Raw genomic sequence first — 24,018 nt, forward strand, 5'->3', positions numbered from 1 at the left:
CCCCAAGGCGATCACTCTATTCCAGTTCGAGTATCACGGCATCGACGGCAAGGCTATCACCTTGCGCGGCTTCCACGGATTTTACCACGCCGTTTTTCTCGGCCCGGAGAATATTCTCCATTTTCATGGCCTCGACCACCGCCAGCGGCTGGCCCTCGACAACGGCGTCGCCCTCGCCCACATGCAGTGCGACCAGCAGGCCGGGCATCGGGCAGAGCAGGAATTTCGAGAGATCGGGCGGGATCTTCTCGATCATGTGCACGGCATGTTGCGCAACATGGGCCGGCAATATCCGTGCTTTGTGGGTCGCGCCATGGCTGTTGAGCGCAAAACCGTCGGCGGTCTTGGCGATCTTCACCGACAGCGGCTTGCCCGCAACCTCGGCGAGGATCAGGCTGTCACCCGGCGTATATTCGGTGGACAGATCGATCGCGACGCCATCGACCGAAATTTCTTCTTCCGAGATGGTAACATCCATCGTCTTGTCACCGATCTTGACCTGCCATTCCGATGGCGCTTCGAGCCGCTTGCCGAGCTGGCTGTCGACGCGGCGCGCGCGGTCGGCGTGCGCTGTCGCGGCAAAAGCGCCGATAGCGGCAAGATTGGCAATCAGTTCGTCCGACGCCGGAGCGCCCTGGAAACCGTCGGGATATTCCTCGGCGATGAAATTGGTGGTGATATTACCTTCACGGAAACGCTCGTGCTGCATCAGCGCCGAGAGGAAATCGATATTGTGACCGGGGCCAACCAGCTCGAACCGGTTGAGCGCGTCGATCTGGCGGTCAATCGCCTCGATCCGGGTCTCGCCATAGGTGATCAGCTTGGCGATCATCGGATCGTAGAAGATCGACACCTCGCCGCCTTCGGCCACGCCATCGTCGACGCGAATACCCTCTTCGGCTGCCGGTGGCCGATATTTGACCAGACGACCGGTGGACGGCAGGAAGCCGCGATAAGGATCTTCTGCATAGACACGGTTTTCGACCGCCCAGCCCGTCAGGGTGACCTCGTCCTGGGTCAGCGGCAGTTTCTCGCCATAGGCGACGCGGATCATCTGTTCGACCAGATCGAGACCGGTGATATATTCGGTGACCGGATGCTCGACCTGCAGACGGGTGTTCATTTCAAGGAAATAGAAGCTCTTGTCCGCGCCCACGATCAGCTCGACCGTACCGGCGCTATAATAGCCCACGGCCTGCGACAAAGCGACCGCCTGTTCGCCCATTTTCTTGCGCATTTCCGGATCGACGAAGGGCGATGGCGCTTCCTCGACGACCTTCTGGTGGCGCCGCTGGATCGAACATTCACGTTCGCCCAGATAGATAACATTGCCATGTTTATCGCCGAGCACCTGGATTTCGATATGGCGCGGCTGTTCGATGAATTTCTCGATAAACACGCGGTCATCGCCAAAGCTGGCAAGGCCTTCGCGCTTGGTCGCCTCAAAGCCTTCGCGAACGTCTTTCTCGTTCCACGCGAGGCGCATGCCCTTGCCGCCGCCGCCGGCACTGGCTTTCATCATCACCGGATAGCCGATTTCCGAAGAAATGCGCACGGCATGTTCGGTATCGTCAATCTCGCCAATATGACCGGGAACAACGCTGACGCCTGCCTTCTCGGCCAGTTTCTTCGACTCGATCTTGTCGCCCATCGCGGCGATCGCATTGGGTGGCGGCCCGATAAAGGCAATATCATTGTCCGCCAGTTCCTGCGCGAAGCTCGTGCGCTCGGACAGAAAACCATAGCCGGGATGCACGGCTTCCGCGCCGGTGTCCTTGCAAGCCTGGATGATCTTCTCGGCGATCAGATAGGATTCTGCGGCAGGAGAAGGACCGATATGGACCGCTTCGTCCGCCATCTTGACATGCGGGCTCCGCGCATCCGCATCGGAATAGACGGCTACCGTCTTGATACCCATTTTCTGGGCGGTGCGAATGACGCGGCAGGCAATTTCGCCACGGTTGGCTATGAGTATCTTCTTAAACAAGTTCTTCTCCAAAGTTACGCATTCCCGGCGCCGTCATTGCGAGGAGCGGAGCGACGTGGCAATCCAGAGCGGCAAGCGACCCTCTGGATTGCTTCGCTGCGCTCGCAATGACAATGCGCTGGTTTGCGATCAGAATATTTCTGAGCATAATTACTCAGCCGCCTCCAGCTTGCATTCCCGCTGTTCCGCTTCCATCGGAACCAGACCCAGTTTAGCGAATAACGTCTCGTCCGCATCATCGCCGGCGTTGCCGGTGGTCAGCAATTTGTCGCCGGTGAAGATGCTGTTGGCACCGGCAAGGAAACACAAAGCCTGCGTGCTTTCGCTCATGCTTTCGCGGCCAGCGGACAGGCGGACCATCGAAGCGGGCATGGTGATCCGTGCCACGGCTATCGTGCGGACAAATTCGATATCGTCGATCTTTGCCAGCGGTGTATCGGCAAGCATATCGCCGAGCACGGTGCCCTTGACCGGGACCAGTGCATTAACCGGAACACTTTCCGGATGTTTCGGCAGGGTCGCCAGAGCATGGACAAAACCGACCCGGTCTTCGCGGGTCTCGCCCATGCCGACGATGCCGCCGGAGCAGACGTTGATGCCGCTGTTTCGTACATTTTCGAGCGTTTCGAGACGGTCGTCGAAGGTACGCGTGGTGATCACCTTCTCATAATGCTCAGGCGAAGTATCGATATTGTGATTATAATAATCGAGACCCGCTTCGGACAGCATTTCCGACTGTTCCTTGGTCAGCATACCCAATGTCATGCAGGTTTCCATGCCCATCTGCCGGACGCCCTTGATCATCTCGATGATCGCCGGCATGTCGCGGTCTTTGGGATTACGCCAGGCAGCGCCCATGCAGAAGCGGGAGGATCCGCGATCCTTCGCCTGCGCCGCATTTTGCAGCACGGTGCGCACGTCGAGCAGTTTCTCCGCCTTCAGGCCCGATTTCGCGCCGGCGGACTGGTTGCAATAGCCGCAATCTTCGGGGCAGCCGCCGGTCTTGATCGACAGCAGGGTTGAAAGCTGGACCTCTCCGGGCTTGTGATTGGCGCGATGGACGGTTGCCGCCTGAAAAACGAGTTCGTCGAACGGCAGGTCGAACAAGGCGGCGATTTCCTCGCGGGTCCAGTCGTTGCGGACTGTGTTCCCTGCCGCAGGGCAGGGTCCAGAACTGTCCTGAGCAATCGTCTGGGCCCCGCCCTGCGGCGGGGAACTAATATTTTCGTCTAAATTCATTCCGCAGCTTCCTCTTCAGGAGGCATATTATGCCCCAGCAATCTCAATATGTCGGCGGCACATTCCACAATATTGCTGCCTGGTCCATAGATTCCGACCACGCCGCTCTTGCGCAGGAATTCATAGTCCTTGGCCGGGATAACGCCGCCGGCAAATACCTTGATATCGCCGCGCCCGGACTCTTTCAGCAGGTTGATCAGTTCGGGGATCAATGTCTTGTGGCCCGCCGCCAGACTGGACGCGCCGACTGCATCGACATTTTCCGCCAGAGCGAGATCGCGGGTTTCCCCGGGCGTCTGGAACAAGGGTCCGGAAATCACGTCGAAACCCATGTCGGTGAACGCGCTCGACACGACATTGGCGCCGCGGTCATGACCGTCCTGCCCCATTTTTGCGACGAGGATTTTCGGCTTGCGACCAAGCCGTTGCGAGACCGCGTCAACACCTTCGATCACCATCGCATAGCGGGCATCGCCTTCATAAGCCTTGCCGTAAATGCCCTTGACCGGTGTCGGCTGGGTCTCGTAGCGGCCGAAGACCGCTTCCATCGCGTCGGATATCTCGCCGAGCGAAGCCCGTTTGCGCGCCGCATCGACGGCCAGCGCCAGCACATTGCCGCCGCCTTTCGCGCCATCGGTCAGCGCCTTGAGCGCCGCCTGACAGGCAGCCTCGTCGCGATCGGCGCGCATTTTCTCGAGCCGGGCAATCTGGCCCTGGCGGACTTTCGCATTGTCGATGTCGAGCGTTTCCATCGCGTCTTCTTCGGGAAGGCGATATTTGTTGACGCCGACGATCACCGCGTCGCCCTTGTCCACGGCGGCCTGACGACCGGCAGCGGCTTCCTCGATCATCGCCTTGGGCCAGCCATCGGCAACCGCTTTCGCCATGCCGCCTTCCGAACCCACGCGTTCGATAATTTCCCAAGCCTTGTCGACCAGTTCCTCGGTCAGCGCCTCGACATAATAGCTGCCGCCGAGCGGATCGACGACCTTGGTAATGCCGGCTTCTTCCTGCAACACGATCTGCGTGTTCCGCGCAATTCGGGCCGAGAAATCGGTCGGCAGCGCGATCGCTTCGTCCAGCGCATTGGTGTGCAGCGACTGGGTTCCGCCCAAAGTCGCGGCCATCGCCTCAATCGTCGTGCGGATGACGTTATTGTAGGGATCTTGCTCAGTCAGCGACACGCCCGACGTCTGGCAGTGGGTGCGCAGCATTTTCGACCGTTCGGATTGCGCGCCGAGATCGGTCATCACCCGATGCCACAATGTCCGCGCCGCCCGCAGCTTCGCGACTTCCATGAAGAAATTCATGCCGATGCCAAAGAAGAAACTCAGACGACCTGCAAAAGCATCGATATCCAGCCCCGTCGCCATCGCCTGTTTGGCATATTCGCGGCCATCGGCAATGGTGAAGGCCAGTTCCTGAACCGCCGTCGCGCCCGCTTCATGCATATGATAGCCGCTGATCGAGATGCTGTTGAACTTCGGCATATGCTCGGACGTATAACCGATAATGTCGGAGATGATCCGCATCGAAGGCGCAGGCGGATAGATATAGGTATTCCGCACCATGAACTCTTTGAGAATATCATTCTGGATCGTGCCGGACAGCTTGTCCTGCGAGACCCCCTGCTCTTCCGCCGCGATGATGTAGAAGGCGAGACACGGAATAACAGCGCCGTTCATCGTCATCGACACCGACATTTCGTCGAGCGGGATCTGGTCGAACAGGATTTTCATATCCTCGACGCTGTCAATCGCGACGCCGGCCTTGCCGACATCACCGACCACGCGCGGATGGTCGCTGTCATAGCCGCGGTGCGTAGCAAGATCGAAGGCTACCGAGAGGCCCTTTTGCCCTGCAGCAAGATTGCGACGATAAAAGGCGTTGGATTCCTCTGCGGTCGAGAAACCGGCATATTGGCGGATCGTCCACGGCCGCCCGGCATACATGCTGGCCTTGACGCCCCGGGTGAACGGACCGAAGCCGGGCAGACCGGGGTCACCAGCGTCTTCTGCCGTATAAAGCGGTTTGACAGCGATACCCTCGGGCGTTTCCCAAGTGAGGTCGCGGCCCTTCACTTCCTTGTCAGCCAGTTCCTGCCAGTCTTTGATCGTCGGTTTATCGGTCATATCTGCCTTGCTTGTAATATTCGTCCAAATCAGCCGTTAACGGTGAGCGGTCTACTCACCCTTAAATTCTGTTGGCCGCTTCTGCAGAAAGGCAATCGCGCCTTCGCGCGCGTCCTTGCTGTCGCCGGCAATCCGCTGGCCTTCGGCTTCCCGCACCAGCGCCGAAGCATAATCGCTTTCGAGCGCAGCTGCCAGATTCTGGCGCATGACGCCGAGAGCCACGGTCGGGCCACCCGCCAAGCGTTTTGCCAGCATACCTGCCTCATCCATCAGCGCAGCATCTTCAACGCATTTATAGATCAGTCCCCAGTCCGCAGCCTTCTCGCCATGGATCTTCTCGCCGAGCAGCATCATTTCCGTTGCGCGGGCCTTGCCGACAATACGGGTCAGCATCCACGATGCGCCGCCATCGGGCACAAGGCCGATATTGACGAAGGCCTGCAGAAAATAAGCCGACTTCCCGGCAATCGCGAAGTCGCTCGCCAGCGCAATCGAACAACCGACGCCGGCAGCCGGTCCGTTGACCGCAGTGATCGTCGGAATGTCGAGCTTCGCCAGTTTCAGCATCAGCGGGTTATAATGCTGGTTGAGCGCGGCATAGCTGCCCTGCCCGCCCGACAAGGCGCTGTCATTCTTCGCCTGCAAATCGGCGCCGGCACAGAACGCACGGCCTTCGCCGGTGATCACCAGCGCGCGCGCATCCTCCAGCTTGTCCAGCGCGATGAAAATGTCATCCGCCATCCCCAGCGAACAGGCGTTGAGCCGCTCCGGCTTGTTGAGCGTGATGGTGGCCACCTGATCGGCGATGTCGAGCTTGATATTTTCGAATTCCATGTTCGGTCCTTTTGAATGTCTCGTCATCCTGAACTTGTTTCAGGACCCAGCGAGATCCTGAAACAAGTTCAGGATGACGAGCGTAAGATTAATGCCCTTCAGGCGTTTCCATAATCTCGGTTAGCATCCCGCCCATATCCTTGGGATGGACAAAAAAGATAAGCGTGCCGTGCGCGCCGATGCGCGGTTCGCCGAGGACGCGCTTGCCCATCGCTTCGAACTCGGCCTTCGCGGCGTGAATGTCCGGCACTTCAAAACAGATATGATGTTGCCCGCCGAGCGGGTTCTTGGTCAGAAAGCCGTGTATCGGGCTGTCTTCGCCGAGCGGCTCGATCAGCTCGATCTGGGTGCCGTTGGTCGGGCCTTCCGCCGGCGTATCGACGAAACAGACCTTCACGCCCTGCGCCGGCAGGTCAAAGGGCTCGCAAATAGACGTAGCGCCCATGACATCGCGCCAGTGGGCGATACTGTCGGTGATCGACGGCGTGACAACACCGATATGGTTAAGGCGACCTAGTTTCATCGGACAATCTCGTATATTAGGGTTGAAATGAGCAAGACGGCAAACATGCCCGTGATGGCGACATCCCATCGATACCATCTTTGCAGCTTCTCGGGGTCGGTCGCACGATCAATCTCGAAGAATGCGCTCGCATAATATCGATATTTTGGAACCTTGCGCAAATATGCCGCATGACTGACCAGGGCAAATAAAGCGAAGGCAAAGTGCCAGTTTTCCTTGAAGAGATCCCAGATGCCAGTCATTCGCTCGCCTCGTCTCCGTGCGGCATGAATTTATGGACCAGCGGCGCGATGCCCGCCCCCACGAGAACACCCAAAATGCCCGACAAGAGGGCAAAGGCGATACCACCGACCATCAGCTTGGCCGAGGCCGGGAACAGGCCGAGCAAGGGATGCGAGAGCCAGTCGATCAGATGTTCCGGACCATGCCAGCCCAGCGCAGCGATATTGTGGACCAGCAGTCCACCACCGACCCAGGCCATGGCCAGCGTGCCGATGATTGACAGGGCAGCGAGTAATTTCGGCATCAGCCGGACAAGACTGCAGCCGAAGGAGCGCAAAGCGCCCTCGTTATTCTGCGCAATATGCAGGCCAATATCGTCCATCTTCACGATCAGCGCGACCGCGCCATAGACCGCCACGGTAATCGCAATGCCGATGATCGCCAATATGATCGCCTGTTCCCACCAGACCTGGTCGGTCAGTTCGGACAGCGCGATAGCCATGATCTCGCCGGACAGGATCAGGTCGGTACGGATCGCGCCCGAGACCATCTCTTTCTCGCGCCCCGGCCCCTCGATAATCGCGGGCTGCTCATGCTTTGTGGACTCGTCGACGTGGAAAAATTCCAGGACCTTCTCGGCCGCTTCGTAACAGAGGAACAATCCGCCGAAAATGAGGATGATCGGTATCAAAAAGGGTGCAAATTGCCCCAATAGGACCGCTGCGGGTAGCAAAAAGACCAGTTTGTTCTTGAACGATCCCTTGGTGATTTTCCAGATCATCGGCAATTCGCGCGACGGATCAAAACCGGTGACATAGGTCGGCGTAACCGCCGCATCGTCGATCACCACGCCAGCAGATTTCGTGCCAGCACGCGCGGCTGCGGCGCCAATATCATCAATGGATGCGGCAGCAACTTTCGCAATGGCTGCGACGTCGTCGAGTAGGGCTACTAGTCCTGTTGGCATTCTATCTCCGGGAACTCACTTGAAAAGCAGATAAGGCAGTTGAATTTCACGTCTCAATGTCACCAATATATTTTGCATTTGGGCGAAACTGACTAGTAAATTCCCCTTTATCACCGACGTACCAGCTTCCAATTTGCCACTCTTTTGGAAAATTCGGGAAACTGTCATGGACACTAGGATCCGCCTCGACGACCCATTGCCCATTAAATTCCGACGTGCCCTTAATACATTCTAACATATAATTTTGAGGTTGACGTTTCGCAGAAACAATAGCGCGGTAATTATCATTTTCGTGAAAAACTCCCGTCAAGTTTCCTGCATCATCTACTTCATAGGCCCCGACTATGGCTTCGGGCGGCACCTTTTGGTCGTCGGGATAGTCCCAGTCGATTTTGTAAACGTTCCCGCCTGGATTTTTCTTTGCTTCAGCAATCATCTCCGGGGTAAATTCAGCTGACTTATCTCGTTCTTTTTTTAACCAACCCATGATGCTTATCCAATCCTACAACGGAATATTGTCATGCTTCTTCCAAGGGTTCTCTAACTGCTTATTCCGCAGTTTCCGCAACCCCAGAGCCACCCGACGCCGGGTCGAGTGCGGCAGGATCACTTCATCAATAAAGCCTTTTTGCGCCGCGATAAACGGGTTGGCAAAACGCGCTTCATATTCTTGCGTTTTCTCCGCGATTTCCTCTTCGGTCTTGCCGCGGAAGATGATCTCGACCGCGCCCTTGGCGCCCATCACGGCAATTTCGGCGGTGGGCCAGGCATAGTTGAGATCGCCGCGCAGATGCTTCGAGGCCATCACGTCGTAAGCGCCGCCATAGGCTTTGCGGGTGATGATGGTGATTTTCGGCACCGTTGCTTCGGCATAGGCAAAGAGCAATTTCGCGCCGTGCTTGATGATGCCATTATGCTCCTGTGAAGTGCCGGGCAGGAAGCCGGGAACATCAACCAGAGTCACGATTGGGATATTGAACGCATCGCAATAGCGGACAAAGCGCGCCGCTTTCTTGGACGCGTTGATATCGAGGCATCCGGCGAGCACCATCGGCTGGTTGGCGACGACACCGACGGTGGAGCCTTCCATCCGGCCAAAGCCGCAGATGATATTGCCCGCATGGGCGGGCTGGACTTCAAAGAAATCGCCCTCGTCGACCATCTTGCGGATGACTTCGTGCATATCATAAGGCTGGTTGGCGTTATCCGGGATCAGCGTGTCGAGGCTTTCTTCCAGACGGTCCCATGGATCGGCGGTCGGCCGTTCCGGCACTTCTTCGCGGTTGGAAAGCGGCATGAAGTCGATGAAATCACGGGCGGCGAGCAGTGCTTCGATATCATTGTCATAAGCGACATCGGCAACGCTGGTTTTGGTCGTATGCGTGACCGCTCCGCCCAGTTCTTCCTGCGTCACAATCTCGTTGGTCACCGTCTTGACCACATCGGGGCCGGTGACGAACATATAGCTGCTGTCCTTCACCATGAAGATGAAGTCGGTCATCGCGGGCGAATAGACCGCACCACCGGCGCAGGGGCCCATGATCAGGCTGAGCTGCGGAATGACGCCGCTGGCCAGCACATTGCGCTGGAACACATCGGCATAGCCGCCGAGCGATGCCACGCCTTCCTGAATACGCGCACCGCCGCTGTCATTGATGCCGATGACCGGAGCGCCGACTTTCATGGCGTTTTCCAGAACCTTGCAGATCTTTTCGGCATGACGTTCGGAGAGCGAACCGCCGAACACGGTGAAGTCCTGGGAGAAGACATAGACCAGACGGCCGTTGATCGTACCCGAACCGGTGACCACACCGTCGCCCGCGATCTTGGTCTTTTCCATTCCGAAATCGACGCAATTATGTTCGACATACATGTCGATCTCTTCGAACGAATCCTCGTCGAGCAGGATCTCGATCCGTTCGCGTGCGGTCAGCTTGCCTTTTGCATGCTGGCTATCGATCCGCTTCTGCCCGCCGCCGAGCATGGCTTCGGCGCGCTTGGCTTCCAATTGTGCGATAATGTCTGACATCAAACCCCCGGCTGTGAATCACTTGGTGCGATATGCCCTAGTCAATGCACAGCCGGTTAGGCAATCGTCAATAGTAATTAATCGCGCGATTAAACCTGACCTTTTCGCTACGGAAGCCGTAACGTTATCTATTTAAACAGGACCAGTTCCTCGGCCATGCTCGGGTGCAGGGCCACGGTATCGTCGAACGCCTGTTTGGTGAGCCCCGCTTTTACCGCGATGGCCGCAGCCTGCAAAATTTCCGGTGCGTCGGGGCCGATCATGTGCAGGCCGAGGATCTTCTCGGTCGGATGTTCGACGATCATCTTGTAGAGGCTGCGCTCGGCCCGGTCGGCAAAGACATTGCGCATGGCGCGGAAATCGGACGAATAGACCTTGATATTGCCATATTGCTCGCGTGCCTGGCTCTCGGTCAGACCGACCGAGGCAATGGGCGGCTGCGAGAATACGGCGGATGGAATATTGTCATAATCGACGGTGCGCGGATTGTCGCCGAATACGGTATCGGCAAAAGCCTGTCCTTCGCGGATCGCGATTGGTGTCAGCTGCACGCGATCGGTCACATCGCCGACAGCGTAGATATTCTCGACATTGGTCCGGCTATAGTCGTCGACGATGATCGCATTTTTGTCGTTCGTTGCGACGCCGGCATTTTCCAGTCCCAAACCGTCGACTTTTGGTCGCCTTCCGGTCGCTGCGAGCACAATATCGGTACGAATCGGCTCTTTTTTGCCGTCCATATACACATCGAGGGCGCCATCATCGCGCTTCTCGATCTTGTCGAATGCGCAGTTGAATTTGAAATCGATGCCCTTGGCAAGCGAGATCTGGATCAGCCGGTCCCGGACGCTCTCGTCATAGCCGCGCAAAATGATGTCGGACCGGTTGACCACCGTGACTTCGCTACCCAAACCGTTGAAAATACCGGCAAATTCATTGGCGATATAGCCGCCTCCGGCAATGATGATAGTCTCCGGCAGCTTCTCGAGATGGAACATGTCGTTCGAAGTCGACATCAGATCACTACCGGGAAAATCAGCAACCGCAGGCCAAGCCCCCACCGCAATCAAAATATATTTGGCCGTCACAGTCTTGCCGCCAGCCAGCTTGATCTCGTGCGGTCCGGTCAGTTCGGCACGCTCGAGAATGATCTCAACCCCGTGGTTTTTCAACGTATCGGTATAGGCATTGTTCAGCCGGTCGACGTCCTTGAGGACATGATCACGCAGTCTGGCCCAGTCGAATTTGGCATTGTCCCAGGTCCAGCCAAAATTCTTGCCGTCCTCCAGTTCTTCCGAAAAATGCGAACCATAGACCAGCAGCTTCTTCGGCACGCAGCCGCGGATGACGCAGGTACCGCCGACCCGATATTCCTCGGCTACAGCGACTTTCGCACCATAGGATGCGGAGACCCGAGCGGCGCGCGTTCCACCAGAACCTGCTCCGATAACAAACAGGTCATAATCATATTCAGCCATCAATAATTCCTTGTTGTCAGGCTCCGAAAGCCCGCTTCTTTAACTCTTCGGTCGATGCGTCCAATCGGTTACCATCCTCGGCCGCCAGCTTGTTCGCCATTTGCTTGCCAAGCTCGACGCCAAATTGATCGAATGGATTGATGTTCAGCAAAACCGCATTCACAAAAGTCCGGTGCTCGTAAAAGGCCAGCAGCGCACCCAGTGAAGATGCTTCCAATTCTTCCAATAATATCGTGACCGAGGGCCTGTCACCCTGATAGTTTCGATGACTGTCATCGGATTTTTTGCCCGCCATCAACGCCGCCCCCTGGGCGAAGCAATTGAGTAGCAGGCCGTTATGGTGAGCGGGACTGAGCGAATCCCCCGCTTCTATGACCGCGAGAAACTCGACCGGGACAAGATGGCTGCCCTGATGCAGAAGCTGGAACACCGCATGCTGGGCATCGGTGCCGACGCCACCCCAGACAATCGGACTGGAATGCAGTGCAAGCGGTGCGCCATCCAGCGTTACGGATTTGCCATTGCTTTCCATTTCCAGCTGCTGGAGATAATCCGGCACCAGGCCCAGACGTTCATCATAGGCAAATACCGCTCTCGTTTCGCATCCGCGAACTTGTGTGTAATATTGGTCGGCAAAGGCGGCAAGGACCGGAATATTCCGCGACCAGGGCGTATCCTGAAAATGCCGGTCCATTGCGGCAGCCCCGGCCAGCAGATCCGCGAACACATCATAGCCGAGCGCCAGCGCGACGCTGAAGCCGATCGACGACCATAAGGAATAACGCCCGCCCACCGTCTCGGAGAATGGCAGGATGCGGGTTTCATCGACTCCCCATTCAACCGCCTGCTCCGGATCGGCGGTCAAGGCGACGACTTGCCCCCTGGGATCTGCGATACCCTCCTCCGTCATCCAGTCGATTACCGATTGTGCGTTCAACAAAGTCTCTGCGGTGGTGAAGGTTTTGGACGCTATGACCAGCAACGTCTTGCCTGCATCAAATCGCTCCAGAACCGGTTCGAGTGCCACGCCGTCGATGTTCGAGACCACCGCGAGCTCATATTTCTCGTCACCCAGTTTCAGAGCTTCGTGCAGCATCTTGGGTCCCAGGGCCGAACCGCCGATACCCAGATGTATGATATGCCTGAACTCACCAAGAGCTCCGGAATCAATCACTTCGATCAGGCTCTTCATACGCTGGTGCAGCGCATGGGCATTATCGACACTCGCCGGATTTCCGATTCCGCGTTCTGCGCAATGTTCGGCAGCCCGGCCTTCGCTGATATTGACCGGCTCGCCGGCAATCAATGCTTCTCTCTTGGCCGACAGTCCCAAGGTGTCGGCCATATCCCGAAAGGCTCCCACCAGATCCTCGTCAAGATGGGTTTTGGAAAAATCGAAATAGAGGCCGGCATGTTGCAACGCGAAGCGGGAGACGCGATCGCCGTCTTTCTCGAACATCTGGTTTAGCGAAAGCTGCGGCATGGCCTTGATCGTCTGCCAATGGTCTGAAGTCATTCAATCATCCAATCTCTGGTTCTGAAATTGCGTGCATCTCGTGGATTACCCAGCCCTATCTGCCGAACCGGCCCGTCTCAAGTTGAAAATCTCCGCCGGTTCCGGGACGCAAGAAATCTTGACGTCACAGCCATTGTCGGCGAAGGGGCGCCATGGCGCGAAATAAAGCAGAACGATCGGAAACGGGCGACTTTGTCGCGTTCCTTGTAAAACTTGCATTGTTCATCCTGATCTTGCGGAGTTTCATTGTCTCTCCCTTCAATATTCCATCAGAATCGATGCAGCCCCGGCTGGTCGTCGGAGACTATCTGCTGGTGGCGAAGTGGCCTTACGGCTTTTCCAAATATAGCCTGCCCTTCAACCTTCCGCTGTTTCCCGGGCGGATATTGGCCAATTCACCCACCCCGGGTGATGTCGTCGTGTTCAAGGCGCCTCCCAGCGCTACAGATGATTATATCAAGCGGGTGATCGCCCTGTCGGGTGACATCGTCCAGGTTAATAAGGGCGTGGTGTCGATCAACGGCACAGCCGTCAAACGCAAGAGGATCGCGGATTTCGAACATCCTGTAACTCCCAACAGCCCTTGTTATCGTCCCGAATTTGAAATATCGGCAGGCAACGGCGCGGCAGTGTGCCGCTATCCCCAATTTCAGGAAACGCTGCCCAACGGCGTCAGCTATCATATTCTGGATATATACGAGAATAGCGAAGGCGATGACACGCAGGCATTTGTTGTCCCGGAAGGCCATATGTTTCTGATGGGAGACAACCGCGACCGAAGCGCCGACAGCCGTTTTCCTGCGCAAGAGGGGCAGGCAATCGGAATGGTGCCCGAAGAAAATCTTGTCGGCAAAGCCCTGATATCTGTGTTCTCGACCGATGGATCGGCCGAATGGATCAAGCCATGGACATGGTTCAGTGCCGCACGCTGGAACCGCATCGGAGAAGGGTTTTGAACCGTCCGGAATTTCTTGACTGGATCGCCGAAATCACCGGCAAACGACCGCAGACGCCAGAGCTTTATATCCGGGCTGCAACACACGGCAGTCACGGGCAGAAAGACTATCAACGCCTGGAATTTCTCGGCGACCGGGTATTGGGGCTGGTGATTGCGGATCATCTCTATCACCAGTTTCCGCAGGAACCCGAAGGCCAATTGTCGCAGCGGCTCAACGGTCTGGTTTCCGGTTCGGTATGTGGCGATGTCGCACGGCAGATAGGCGTTGGCGATCACATCCTGCTGGGCAAGCAAGCGCGAGACGATGGCGCGCGGCAAAGCATGAAGGTTCTTGGCGACGTGATGGAGTCTCTGATCGGCGCCGTCTATATTGACCATGGCATGGAGACCGCACGCAGCTTCATTCTCCACCATTGGGAAAGCCGTTTTACCACCACCGTTGCCGATATCAGGCACCCCAAATCTGCACTGCAGGAATGGGCTGCGGCCAATAATCGCAAGATCCCGACCTATGAACTGGTCGACAAAAGCGGCCCCCATCACGATCTGAAGTTCACCGTTAGGGTGCAAGTCAACAATATTGGTGAAGTCGAAGCTACGGCTTCGGCGATCCAGGCAGCTGAAACCGAAGCGGCCAAGAAATTTCTGGAAAAATTCACATGATGCAAAAATGCGGCGTAGTGGCATTGATAGGCGCCCCCAATGCGGGCAAATCAACCCTGATCAATGCTCTGGTAGGGCAGAAAGTCGCGATCACCAGCTCCAAGCCGCAAACAACAAGGACGCGGCTTTTGGGCATTGCGATCGAGGACGACACCCAGCTTCTGCTAGTCGACACGCCAGGCATTTTCGAACCGCATCGCCGCCTTGACCGGGCAATGGTCTCCGCTGCTTGGGAGGGTGCGGAAGACGCCGATATCATCGTCTTGCTCGTTGATGCACGCGCCGGTCTCGGGACGAAGGTCACTTCGATCGTGGAGCGCATCAAGCATCGTTCCGAAAAGACCATACTCGTCATGAACAAAGTCGACATTGCCGCCAAGGACAAGATGCTGGGCCATGTCGTCAAGCTGCATGAATTGGCTGATTTCGACGAAACATTCTTTGTCAGCGCCAAAACCGGCGACGGTCTGGAGGAATTGCGATCATTCCTGGTAGAAGCGATGCCTGAAGGCCCCTGGCACTTTCCTGCCGATCAGGTGTCCGATGCCAGTGAGCGTATACTAGCGGCGGAGATCACCCGCGAGCAGGTGTTTCGGCAGTTGCACGCAGAATTGCCCTACGCGACTGCCATCGCGATGGAACAATATAAGGAGCGCCCTGATGGTTCGCTCGAGATCCATCAGCAAATCCTCGTCGAAAAGGCGAGTCAGAAAGCTATCATTCTTGGCAAGGGTGGCCACCAGATAAAGGAAATCGGTGCAAAAGCCCGGGCTGAACTGTCCGGCATATTGGGCAAGCCCGTCCATCTTTATCTACACGTCAAGGTCAGTGCGAACTGGGACGAGGACCGCAGCCTTTATCAGGATATGGGGCTCGACTGGGTCAAATAGCCTGCTGCAATATGGCGAATTCAGAAATCGTCATGGCAGACGGCCGCTGTGACCCAACCATGCTCTGACAAGCAATGAGATTCAGCGCCATCGATCCGCGAGATTTCAGGACCGGCTTGCGCATATTCCGCGTTCAATCGAGCAAATCTTAGTAATAAATTAGCCTTTTTTGCCGATGGTTTTCAGCGGGGGGATTGCGTTTTGAACTGAGGACGATCTTGCAAAATTGGATATCAGAATTGGCCGCCATGCGCCATATCACCGTGCGCGCTGCTTTAGTGGCTGCCCTCTTCTGCATCAACTCGCTGATTGTCATCGCGGCGTCCAATTATACCGGCGGCTTCGCCGCCCTCTGGTCCGCCAATGCCAGCCTGGTATTCATGTTGATGATCTTTCCACGGAAAGAGCATCCGGTCTACTGCGTCAGTGTTTTCTTCGCGAGCCTTGCGGTCAATCTTTTCTCCGGCTTTCCGATGGAAACGGCTCTGCTCTATTCGTTCTCCAACGTGCTGGAGGCGGTGCTGGTGTTCCTTGCCCTCGTGCGCCTCCGATTTCCGAGGACCGGATTATATAATCCTGCCCAGTTGTTCGAGTTTGGCATAGTTGCGACCGCGGTGACCGCTATTTCGGCAACCACCGCGTCTCTGGGCAACCTTGAGGAGTTCGGGAATGCGTGGCTGTCCTGGTTCGCGTCAGACTTGCTGGGATTGCTGATATTTTTGCCCTGCTTCAATATCATTCACGCAACAATCACGGGCACCGAAAAATATATATGGCCCGGGCATAGATGGCTCGAGTTTGCCGGCATTATGTTTCTGGTATTTGCCGTTTCGGCGGTGGCGCTCGTTCAGTCAGCGGTTCCTCTGTTATTCCTGACGGCAATCCCGGTTTTCATCGCCGTATTCCGCTTCGGTCCGTTCGGCGGGATGGCCTCCACCCTCATGGCTGCGATCGTGGCAGAATTTTTCACACTTTCCGGCTTTGGTCCGATCGCCGGACTGGATGCAAACCAGATCACCAAGATTTTCGTCCTTCAAGCCTATATCGCAAGCCAGCTCATGCTTGCACTGCCGATTGCGTCCCTGCTTGCCGATCGGCAGAGCAAGGTCGAGAAGATCATTGAAAACGAAAAGCTACTGCGCATCCTGGCCGAGAAAGACCATCGGAAAGCGGAAGAGGCCAAGTTGCAGAAAATGCGTCTGCTCGCCCGCGACGAATTGACCGGCCTTTCCTCCCGTCGCCATGTCATGGAGCAATGTGAGCAAGCTCTGCACCGCGCCCAAAAGGGTAACAGGACCTTTTCGATCGCAATTTTCGATGTCGACAATTTCAAGTCGGTGAACGACCAGTTCGGTCACGCTGTCGGAGACGATATCCTCCGGATGATCGGCAAGATCTGTAAGCGCACCAAATCCCGAAATCATCTGATTGGCCGGATTGGCGGTGAGGAGTTCCTGATGTTGATGCCCAACAGCTCGATTGCAGAGGCGGAAGCACATGTCGAAAGACTTCGTCTCGCCATCATGGACGCAAGGTTGCTTGAGCCCGACATCGGGGTCACGGTAAGCGCAGGACTGGCCGACAGCTCCGGGTTCCACGACCTGAAAGAGATGTTATTGCTTGCTGACAAGGCATTATATGCTGCCAAACATGGTGGTCGCAATCGTCTGGAAATCGCTGCCTAGCTTTCGGTTTTCGTGGCCCACGGAATGAGAGCATCACGTTTGCCGACCGGAAATTCACCCGTCCGCCGAACCGCGCAGGCTGCAACGGGTTGTCAAGCTTTCGCGTTCTTCTGGCAGACGCAAAGCGCGGCAAACCATCAAGGCCCCTTCTTATTCGGACTTTGCCTTTGCCGGCGCTTTCTTGGCGGCGGGTTTCTTCTTCGCTGCTGGTTTTTTCTTGGCAGCAGGCTTCTTCTTCGCCGCCGCCTTTTTCTTCGGAGCAGCTTTCTTGGCCCGCTTTTTCGCCGGTCCCTTTGCTGCGCGATCATCGATCAGCTGTGCCGCTTCTTCCAGTGTCAGCTGATCTTTGTCGACCGTCTTCGGCAGGGACGCATTGGTTGTGCCATCAGTGACATAAGGACCATAGCGGCCATCCATCAGCTTGATCTCGGACTCGGTGCGCGGATGCTTGCCCATGATCTTGAGCGGTTCCATCTTGCCCCGGCCACGACCACCGCCATTTTTGGCAGCATCCGCCAATTTGGCGACGGCAGCGTTCATGCCGATTTCGAACACTTCCATGGTGCTTTCGAGACGCGCTGATTTGCCATCATGGCTCAGATAAGGACCATAGCGACCGATTTGCGCCATCACGGGTTCGCTGGTTTCCGGGTGCTTGCCAACTTCGCGAGGCAACGAAAGCAGCTTCACAGCCCATTCGAGGCCAAATTCGTCGGCCGGGATATCCTTGGGTATGGAAGAACGCTTGGCTTCCTTTCCCTCCCCTTTTTCGACATAGGGTCCGAAGCGCCCGACCTTCTTGGTGATTTTCTCGTCACTGTCGGGATCGACACCCAGTTCCTGCGGGCCCTCATCCGCATCCGCATTGGCGCCACCGCCCTGCGCGAAACGCCGGGTGAACTTGCATTCCGGATAGTTGGAACAGGCGACAAATGCACCGAAACGACCACCACGCAGCGCCAACTTGCCTTCGTTGCAACGCGGGCAAAGTCGCGGGTCGGTGCCGTCTTCCTTTTCGGGAAACAGATAATCGCTGAGGAACGTGTCCAGTTCCGCGGTAACTTCCGAAGGAAGTTTCTCCATAACTTCAACCGTCTTTGGTTTGAAATCGTGCCAGAAAGCTTCCAGAATGGCCTGCCATTGCGCGCGCCCTCCGCTGACTTCGTCGAGTTCATCCTCGAGACCCGCGGTATAGTCATAGGCTACATAGCGATCGAAGAAACGTTCGAGAAAGCCAGTCAGCAGCCGCCCGCTTTCCTCAGCAAAAAAGCGGTTTTTCTCGATCCGGACATAGGCTCGGTCCTTTAGCGTCTTGATGATCGATGCATAGGTCGATGGCCGTCCAATACCCAGTTCTTCCATCTTCTTGACCAGGCTGGCTTCGCTGTAGCGCGGCGGTGGCTGGGTGAAATGCTGGGAAGCATCGACGGATTTCTTCGCTGGGCTGTCGCCTTTGGACATGGCTGGCAGCAAGCCGTCATCATCATCCTTGTCGTCATCGCGACCTTCTTCGTAAAGCGCCAGGAAACCGGGGAATTTTACGACCTGTCCGTTTGCCCTGAGGCCGGTTTTACCGGTGCCATCGAGCATTTCAACGGTGGTGCGTTCGAGCCGGGCCGATGCCATCTGGCTGGCCATCGCACGCTTGAGAATCAAATCGTAAAGCTTCGCATGATCGCCGCTTCCGACGGTCCGCTTGGAAAAGCTGGTCGGACGGATCGCTTCATGCGCTTCCTGCGCATTTTTTGCCTTGGATTTGTAAATCCGCGGACTGTCCGGAACATAGCTGGCGTCATAGCGATCGGTGATCGCCTTGCGCGCGGCAGAAATGGCGCTACCGTCCATCTGGACGCCGTCGGTTCGCATATAGGTAATCGCGCCGTCTTCATAAAGTTGCTGGGCAATCCGCATGGTTTGACTGGCAGAATAGCCGAGCTTGCGCGCTGCTTCCTGTTGCAGGGTCGAAGTGGTGAACGGCGGCGGCGGATTGCGGGTAAGCGGCTTGGTTTCGATCGATTCGACCGTGAACAAGCCATTTTCAACGGCGGTCTTCGCAAGCATCGCTTGCTCTTCCGTCGCGAGATCCATTTTGCCGAGTTTCTTGCCGTCGTGGATCGTCAGCCGGGCTTCAAACGCCTGACCGCCCTGCTCCATCTGTGCGCTGACAGACCAGTATTCCTGCGGTTTGAAGGCCTCTATCTCCCGTTCCCGTTCAACGATTAGTCGAAGCGAGACCGATTGCACGCGGCCCGCAGATTTCGCGCCAGGCAACTTGCGCCACAATACCGGCGACAAGGTAAAGCCCACGAGATAGTCCAGAGCCCGGCGAGCGCGATAGGCGTCGATCAGATCTTCATCCAGCGAGCGGGGATGCGCCATCGCATCTGTCACCGCAGCTTTGGTAATTGCATTGAACGTGACACGGTCGACTTTTTCGGGAAGCGCTTTCTTGTTCCGCAGCACTTCCTGCACGTGCCAGCTGATCGCCTCACCTTCGCGGTCAGGGTCGGTCGCGAGGATCAATCGCGTCGCTTTCTTCGACTCGGCGGTGATCTCTTTCAGCTGCTTCGCCTTGTCGGGATAGTTCTGCCAGGTCATGGCAAATCCCTCGTCCGGATCGACCGAACCATCCTTGGGTGGAAGGTCGCGAATATGGCCGTAGGACGCCAACACCTTGAAATCCGATCCCAGATATTTTTCGATGGTTTTGGCTTTGGCGGGTGACTCGACGATAACTAGCTGCATATGTTCCGATTTTCTCTGTTCTCACGTATACGCGCGAGGCTGTGGCAGGGATTGGGTCTAGGTCAAGGCCCTGATTGAAGAATTTTGTCAATGGCGATTGAAAACCAGCCTGTCCACCAGCGATCAGTTTGTGAGGCTGACCCGGGCACCGGCATGACGCGTCAGTCGACCGGCCAGTTCCAGTTCAAGCAGCGCCAACTGCACCGTTGGCGCGGCCAGTCCCGACTGCCTGACCAGTTCATCAACCGCAACCGGCGTCATCCCGAGCAATTCGAGCACTGGCGTCCGCTCCGAGCCATTCAGGTCCGTCACAGCCGCTTCGTACAGGATGGCATCTTCCCGGTTGGCGCGCAGTTCATTCCCGTGATTCGCGGCTTCTGCCCGATCATCGAAATGGCGAATCAATTCCAGTATATCGTCAACCGACTGGATCAGGGTCGCGCCCTCGCGGATCAGCATGTTACAGCCTCTCGATCTCGGATCCAGCGGCGAGCCGGGCACGGCCATGACCTGTCGACCGGCTTCTGCCGCCAGCCTTGCCGTGATCAATGACCCGGAGCGTGGGGCCGCTTCGATGACCACAGTCCCTCTCGCCAGACCGGCGATGATCCGGTTGCGATAGGGGAAATGACGGGCGCGGGGTTCGGTCCCCGGCGGCTGTTCTGCGAGCAACAGACCGCATTCTGCTATCGTCCGCTGCAGGCCCTCGTTTTCCGGTGGATAGAAGACATCCAGCCCACCCGCGATGACAGCGATCGTGGCCTTACCCAGCGAGCCTTGATGGGCAGCGGTATCAATGCCCTTTGCCAGCCCCGACACGATGGAAATCCCTGCCTCGGCAACGCTGTTGGCCAAGTCGCGAGCGAACCGACAAGCAGCAGCCGAAGCATTTCTGGCCCCAACCATCGCGACCATGGGCTTTTGCAAAAGCCCGAGCCGGCCTTGCCACAGCAGGACCGGCGGCGGGTTGCCAAGCTCTGCCAGCAACACCGGGTAAGCTGCATCACCGAGAAACAGACATTCTGCCCCCAGATTGCGAATCGACTGCAGTTCCGCGTCAATTCGTCTGGCGTCAGCTATTCGGGGTGACCGACCGCCGCCACGAGCGGCCAGATCGGGGATCGCCTCCAGCGCGCGCGCTGCGGTTCCGAAACGCCTGATCAGTTGCTGATAGGTAACTGGTCCGATATTTTCGGATCGGATAAGCCGGAGTCGGTCAAACGCTTCCTGGCTTTCTCCCATTCACTTCAAGCCTTTTTTGACGCTCCGACTTTCGGTTCTTCGCCTGCGATCAAGCGCTCGATATTGGATCGATGCTTCCACAAAACCAGCAAGGCCAAACCAATGAACATGGGCATTATTGCATATTCACCCAGAAAGAAGGCCGACACCGGCACCGATATCGCGGCGATCATTCCGCTAACGGAAGAGTAACGCCAAATCGCCAGCGAACCAAGCCATGTGACCGCAAATATCAACCCCGCCATGGGAATCAGCGCCGTCACGACACCGAGCAGCGTCGCTACGCCTTTGCCGCCGTTAAATTTGAGCCATATCGGATAAAGATGGCCCAGAAAGGCGCCCAGCCCGGCCAGAACCGTCAATCCATCGGAAACCTGTAGCGCGATGAAGACAGCCGCATATCCCTTGCCGATATCGAGCAACAGGGTAAGCGCGGCCAGCCCCTTGTTGCCGGTGCGCAAAACATTGGTGGCACCGATGTTGCCGGAACCGGTCTGACGGAGATCACCGCCACCGGAGAGATGCGTTAACACAAGGCCAAACGGGACCGAGCCCAGCAAATAGCCGAGCAATAACGCCAATATTGGTTCTATCCACATATACTGCACCGAAAATACCCCTATTTCGAACGGCGCTATATTCACAGCAGATGATGAGCAAGTATCTCGCCCAAAAAAACGGCCAAGGCCAACCGCCTGTCAGACGAACCGAAGCGGTTGCCGTCGCCATGCTATTCTGGCTATGGGCACAATATGAACGAAGCGCAGCCTGGCAAATGCCCTCCCCTGTTATTTTTTGACACCGGCGTCGGAGGGCTGTCCGTTCTGGGCGAAACAGTGAAGCTGCTGCCCAATGCGCCGATTGTCTATGCGGCGGATTATGCGGGCCTGCCCTATGGCATGAAATCCGAAGCCGAACTGGCGGCCCGGGTACCAGCGCTGCTCGGCCGTCTGGTCGAACGTTACAAGCCGCAACTGGTAACCATCGCCTGCAACACAGCTTCGACTATCGCGCTCGATCATGTCCGGTCCGCCCTCGATATTCCGGTGGTCGGGACGGTGCCCGCAATCAAGCCGGCGAGCGAAATGACCAGAACCGGCGTCATTGGCCTTCTCGGGACCAGAGCAACCATCCGGCAACCCTATGTCGACCGCCTTGCCGCCGATTTTGCCGCCGACAAGCTATTGCTTCGCCACGCGGCTCCCGAACTGGTCTATGCCGCCGAGGCCAAGCTGCGCGGCGAGCAGCCGGATGTCCGGTCGATAGAAGAAGCCATGTCGGGCTTGATCGGTCAGGCGGGAGGCACAGAGCTGGATACGGTGATCCTCGCCTGTACGCATTTCCCCCTGTTGCGCGAGGAGCTGGCGAGCGCGGCAGGACGGCCTGTCCAGTTTATCGATGGCGCCCAGGGCATCGCGCGCCGCATTGCCTATCTGACAATAAACACCATATGGCCGGACGAAAGAACGGACGGCATATTTGTGACCACGGGCGAGATGGCCGAAATCGAAGCCTATCGCCCTGCCTTCGCGGAATATGGCATAAGACGTTTCGAAAAGCTCTAAGCCTATGGCGAACAACCCTTATTGCGAGTGGTTCTCGCTGGAAATTGTGAGAAAAGGCCGCTAAAGGCCATTTCAAGAAAACAGCAAACACAGATTTGACGCAGGATTTGGTGCATAGTGGATTACGATAAAATCTTTTCGCAAGCGATTGACCGGCTGCATGCCGAGGGCCGCTACCGGGTATTCATTGACATCCTGCGCAACAAGGGATCCTTCCCCAATGCCCGCTGTTTCGCGCATCACAACGGCCCGCAACCGGTCACCGTCTGGTGCTCCAACGATTATCTCGCCATGGGCCAGCATCCCGATGTGATCGCAGCCATGGAAGAAGCGCTGCACGATGTCGGAGCCGGTTCGGGCGGAACCCGCAATATCGGCGGCAATACCCATTATCATATCCAGCTGGAGCGCGAACTGGCCGACTGGCATGGCAAATCCTCCGCGCTGCTCTTCACCTCGGGCTATGTATCGAACGAAGCAACGCTGTCCACGCTGACCAAGGTTCTGCCGGGCTGCATCATCTTTTCCGACGAGCTGAATCACGCGTCGATGATCGCCGGGATCAAGAATAGCGGCTGCGAAAAGCGGGTGTTCCGGCACAATGACCTCGACCATCTCGAGGAATTGCTGGCCGCCGAAGATCCCGAAGCACCAAAGCTGATCGCCTTTGAAAGCATCTATTCGATGGACGGCGATGTCGCACCCCTGCACGCCATTTGCGATCTGGCCGACAAATATAACGCGCTCACCTATTGCGACGAAGTCCATGCGGTCGGCATGTACGGCAAGCGCGGCGGCGGAATTTCCGAACGTGACAAGGCCGCCGGGCGGATCACCATCATCGAGGGAACGCTGGCCAAGGCCATCGGCGTGATGGGCGGCTATATCGCTGCAGACCAGAAGATCGTCGATGTGATCCGGTCCTATGCACCCGGCTTCATCTTCACCACCAGCCTGTCGCCTGTGCTTGTAGCGGGCGCGCTGGCCAGTATCCGTCATTTGAAACAGTCGAGCGCAGAACGCGATGGCCAGCAGGCCGCCGCGCAGACGCTCAAGGACCTGTTTGCCGATGCTGGTCTGCCCGTGATGGATTCCTCGACCCATATCGTTCCGCTGCAAGTGGGCGATCCGGTCAAGGCCAAGAAAATCAGCGACATATTGCTCGCCGAATATGGCGTCTATGTGCAACCGATCAATTATCCGACCGTACCGCGCGGCACCGAACGCCTGCGCTTTACCCCCGGACCGGCGCATAGCGAGGCGATGATGGTTGACCTGACCCGCGCGCTCGTCGAAATCTGGAGCCGGATGGACCTGGAACGGGCGATCGCCGCCTAGTTTCT

20 protein-coding genes are annotated in these 24,018 nt (G+C 57.0%); 6 read left to right on the forward strand and 14 right to left on the reverse strand.

The genetic code is table 11. The features are described 5' to 3' along the window. Positions 1–16: 16 nt before the first annotated feature. The 11 genes from CHN51_RS15295 to pgi all read right to left on the reverse strand — a co-directional run bounded on the left by CHN51_RS15295 (position 17) and on the right by pgi (position 12,927). A complete protein-coding gene (locus CHN51_RS15295; RefSeq protein WP_100094796.1) occupies positions 17–1,987 on the reverse strand; it encodes an acetyl/propionyl/methylcrotonyl-CoA carboxylase subunit alpha in 1,971 nt (656 codons plus the stop codon). A 150-nt stretch (positions 1,988–2,137) separates the two neighbouring features. Further along, positions 2,138–3,226, reverse strand: coding sequence for a biotin synthase BioB (gene bioB, locus CHN51_RS15300; protein ID WP_100094797.1), 1,089 nt, complete (start codon positions 3,224–3,226; stop codon positions 2,138–2,140). After that, positions 3,223–5,358, reverse strand: coding sequence for a methylmalonyl-CoA mutase (scpA, locus tag CHN51_RS15305; RefSeq protein ID WP_100094798.1), 2,136 nt, complete (start codon positions 5,356–5,358; stop codon positions 3,223–3,225). The genes bioB and scpA overlap by 4 nt, the downstream gene beginning before the upstream one ends. A gap of 51 nt (positions 5,359–5,409) precedes the next feature. Beyond that, positions 5,410–6,192 carry an enoyl-CoA hydratase-related protein gene (locus CHN51_RS15310; RefSeq protein WP_100094799.1) on the reverse strand — a complete coding sequence of 261 codons (783 nt, stop codon included), beginning with the start codon at positions 6,190–6,192 and terminating at the stop codon, positions 5,410–5,412. A gap of 88 nt (positions 6,193–6,280) precedes the next feature. Then, positions 6,281–6,715: a methylmalonyl-CoA epimerase gene (gene mce, locus CHN51_RS15315; RefSeq protein WP_100094800.1), complete on the reverse strand. Its 435-nt coding sequence runs from the start codon at positions 6,713–6,715 to the stop codon at positions 6,281–6,283. Further along, the gene (locus CHN51_RS15320; RefSeq protein ID WP_100094801.1) at positions 6,712–6,957 is read right to left on the reverse strand and encodes a hypothetical protein; all 246 of its coding nucleotides are present in this window, start codon (positions 6,955–6,957) and stop codon (positions 6,712–6,714) included. Before CHN51_RS15320 ends, mce begins: the two co-directional genes overlap by 4 nt. Then, the gene (locus CHN51_RS15325; RefSeq protein WP_100094802.1) at positions 6,954–7,904 is read right to left on the reverse strand and encodes a DUF808 domain-containing protein; all 951 of its coding nucleotides are present in this window, start codon (positions 7,902–7,904) and stop codon (positions 6,954–6,956) included. The genes CHN51_RS15320 and CHN51_RS15325 overlap by 4 nt, the downstream gene beginning before the upstream one ends. A 46-nt stretch (positions 7,905–7,950) precedes the next feature. Continuing rightward, a complete protein-coding gene (locus tag CHN51_RS19590) occupies positions 7,951–8,391 on the reverse strand; it encodes a hypothetical protein (protein ID WP_123906332.1) in 441 nt (146 codons plus the stop codon). Positions 8,392–8,406: 15 nt separating this feature from the next. Continuing rightward, entirely contained in the window at positions 8,407–9,933 is a 1,527-nt protein-coding gene (locus CHN51_RS15335; protein WP_100094803.1) for an acyl-CoA carboxylase subunit beta, read from the reverse strand. A 128-nt stretch (positions 9,934–10,061) separates the two neighbouring features. Then, positions 10,062–11,411, reverse strand: a complete 1,350-nt coding sequence (gene gor / locus CHN51_RS15340) for a glutathione-disulfide reductase (protein WP_100094804.1) — start codon at positions 11,409–11,411, stop codon at positions 10,062–10,064. Positions 11,412–11,427: 16 nt separating this feature from the next. Continuing rightward, positions 11,428–12,927, reverse strand: coding sequence for a glucose-6-phosphate isomerase (pgi, locus tag CHN51_RS15345; RefSeq protein ID WP_100094805.1), 1,500 nt, complete (start codon positions 12,925–12,927; stop codon positions 11,428–11,430). A 152-nt stretch (positions 12,928–13,079) separates the two neighbouring features. Here pgi and lepB point away from each other — a divergent pair, with 152 nt between their 5' ends. From lepB to CHN51_RS15365, 4 genes are all read left to right on the forward strand, one after another. Continuing rightward, positions 13,080–13,883, forward strand: a complete 804-nt coding sequence (gene lepB / locus CHN51_RS15350; RefSeq protein ID WP_100094806.1) for a signal peptidase I — start codon at positions 13,080–13,082, stop codon at positions 13,881–13,883. Then, positions 13,880–14,548, forward strand: coding sequence for a ribonuclease III (gene rnc, locus CHN51_RS15355; RefSeq protein WP_240616761.1), 669 nt, complete (start codon positions 13,880–13,882; stop codon positions 14,546–14,548). The genes lepB and rnc overlap by 4 nt, the downstream gene beginning before the upstream one ends. Beyond that, complete coding sequence (era, locus tag CHN51_RS15360) at positions 14,545–15,438, forward strand: GTPase Era (RefSeq protein ID WP_100094807.1); 894 nt, start codon at positions 14,545–14,547, stop codon at positions 15,436–15,438. Before rnc ends, era begins: the two co-directional genes overlap by 4 nt. A 248-nt stretch (positions 15,439–15,686) precedes the next feature. After that, positions 15,687–17,123 (forward strand): diguanylate cyclase, encoded by a 1,437-nt coding sequence (locus CHN51_RS15365; protein WP_100094808.1) that lies wholly within the window; start codon positions 15,687–15,689, stop codon positions 17,121–17,123. A gap of 150 nt (positions 17,124–17,273) precedes the next feature. Here CHN51_RS15365 and topA read toward each other — a convergent pair whose 3' ends face one another. From topA to plsY, 3 genes are all read right to left on the reverse strand, one after another. Continuing rightward, the gene (gene topA, locus CHN51_RS15370) at positions 17,274–19,868 is read right to left on the reverse strand and encodes a type I DNA topoisomerase (RefSeq protein WP_100094809.1); all 2,595 of its coding nucleotides are present in this window, start codon (positions 19,866–19,868) and stop codon (positions 17,274–17,276) included. A 123-nt stretch (positions 19,869–19,991) separates the two neighbouring features. Next, on the reverse strand, positions 19,992–21,110 hold the full coding sequence (dprA, locus tag CHN51_RS15375; protein WP_100094810.1) for a DNA-processing protein DprA: 1,119 nt from the start codon (positions 21,108–21,110) through the stop codon (positions 19,992–19,994). A gap of 5 nt (positions 21,111–21,115) precedes the next feature. Further along, entirely contained in the window at positions 21,116–21,709 is a 594-nt protein-coding gene (gene plsY, locus CHN51_RS15380; RefSeq protein ID WP_100095683.1) for a glycerol-3-phosphate 1-O-acyltransferase PlsY, read from the reverse strand. 153 nt (positions 21,710–21,862) lie between these two features. Here plsY and murI point away from each other — a divergent pair, with 153 nt between their 5' ends. Beyond that, the gene (gene murI, locus CHN51_RS15385; RefSeq protein WP_100094811.1) at positions 21,863–22,675 is read left to right on the forward strand and encodes a glutamate racemase; all 813 of its coding nucleotides are present in this window, start codon (positions 21,863–21,865) and stop codon (positions 22,673–22,675) included. 117 nt (positions 22,676–22,792) lie between these two features. Beyond that, entirely contained in the window at positions 22,793–24,013 is a 1,221-nt protein-coding gene (gene hemA, locus CHN51_RS15390; protein WP_100094812.1) for a 5-aminolevulinate synthase, read from the forward strand. The last annotated feature ends 5 nt before the right edge of the window (positions 24,014–24,018 follow it).

Origin of the sequence: Sphingorhabdus sp. YGSMI21 (assembly GCF_002776575.1) — a bacterium.
Taxonomy (GTDB): Bacteria; Pseudomonadota; Alphaproteobacteria; order Sphingomonadales; family Sphingomonadaceae; genus Parasphingorhabdus.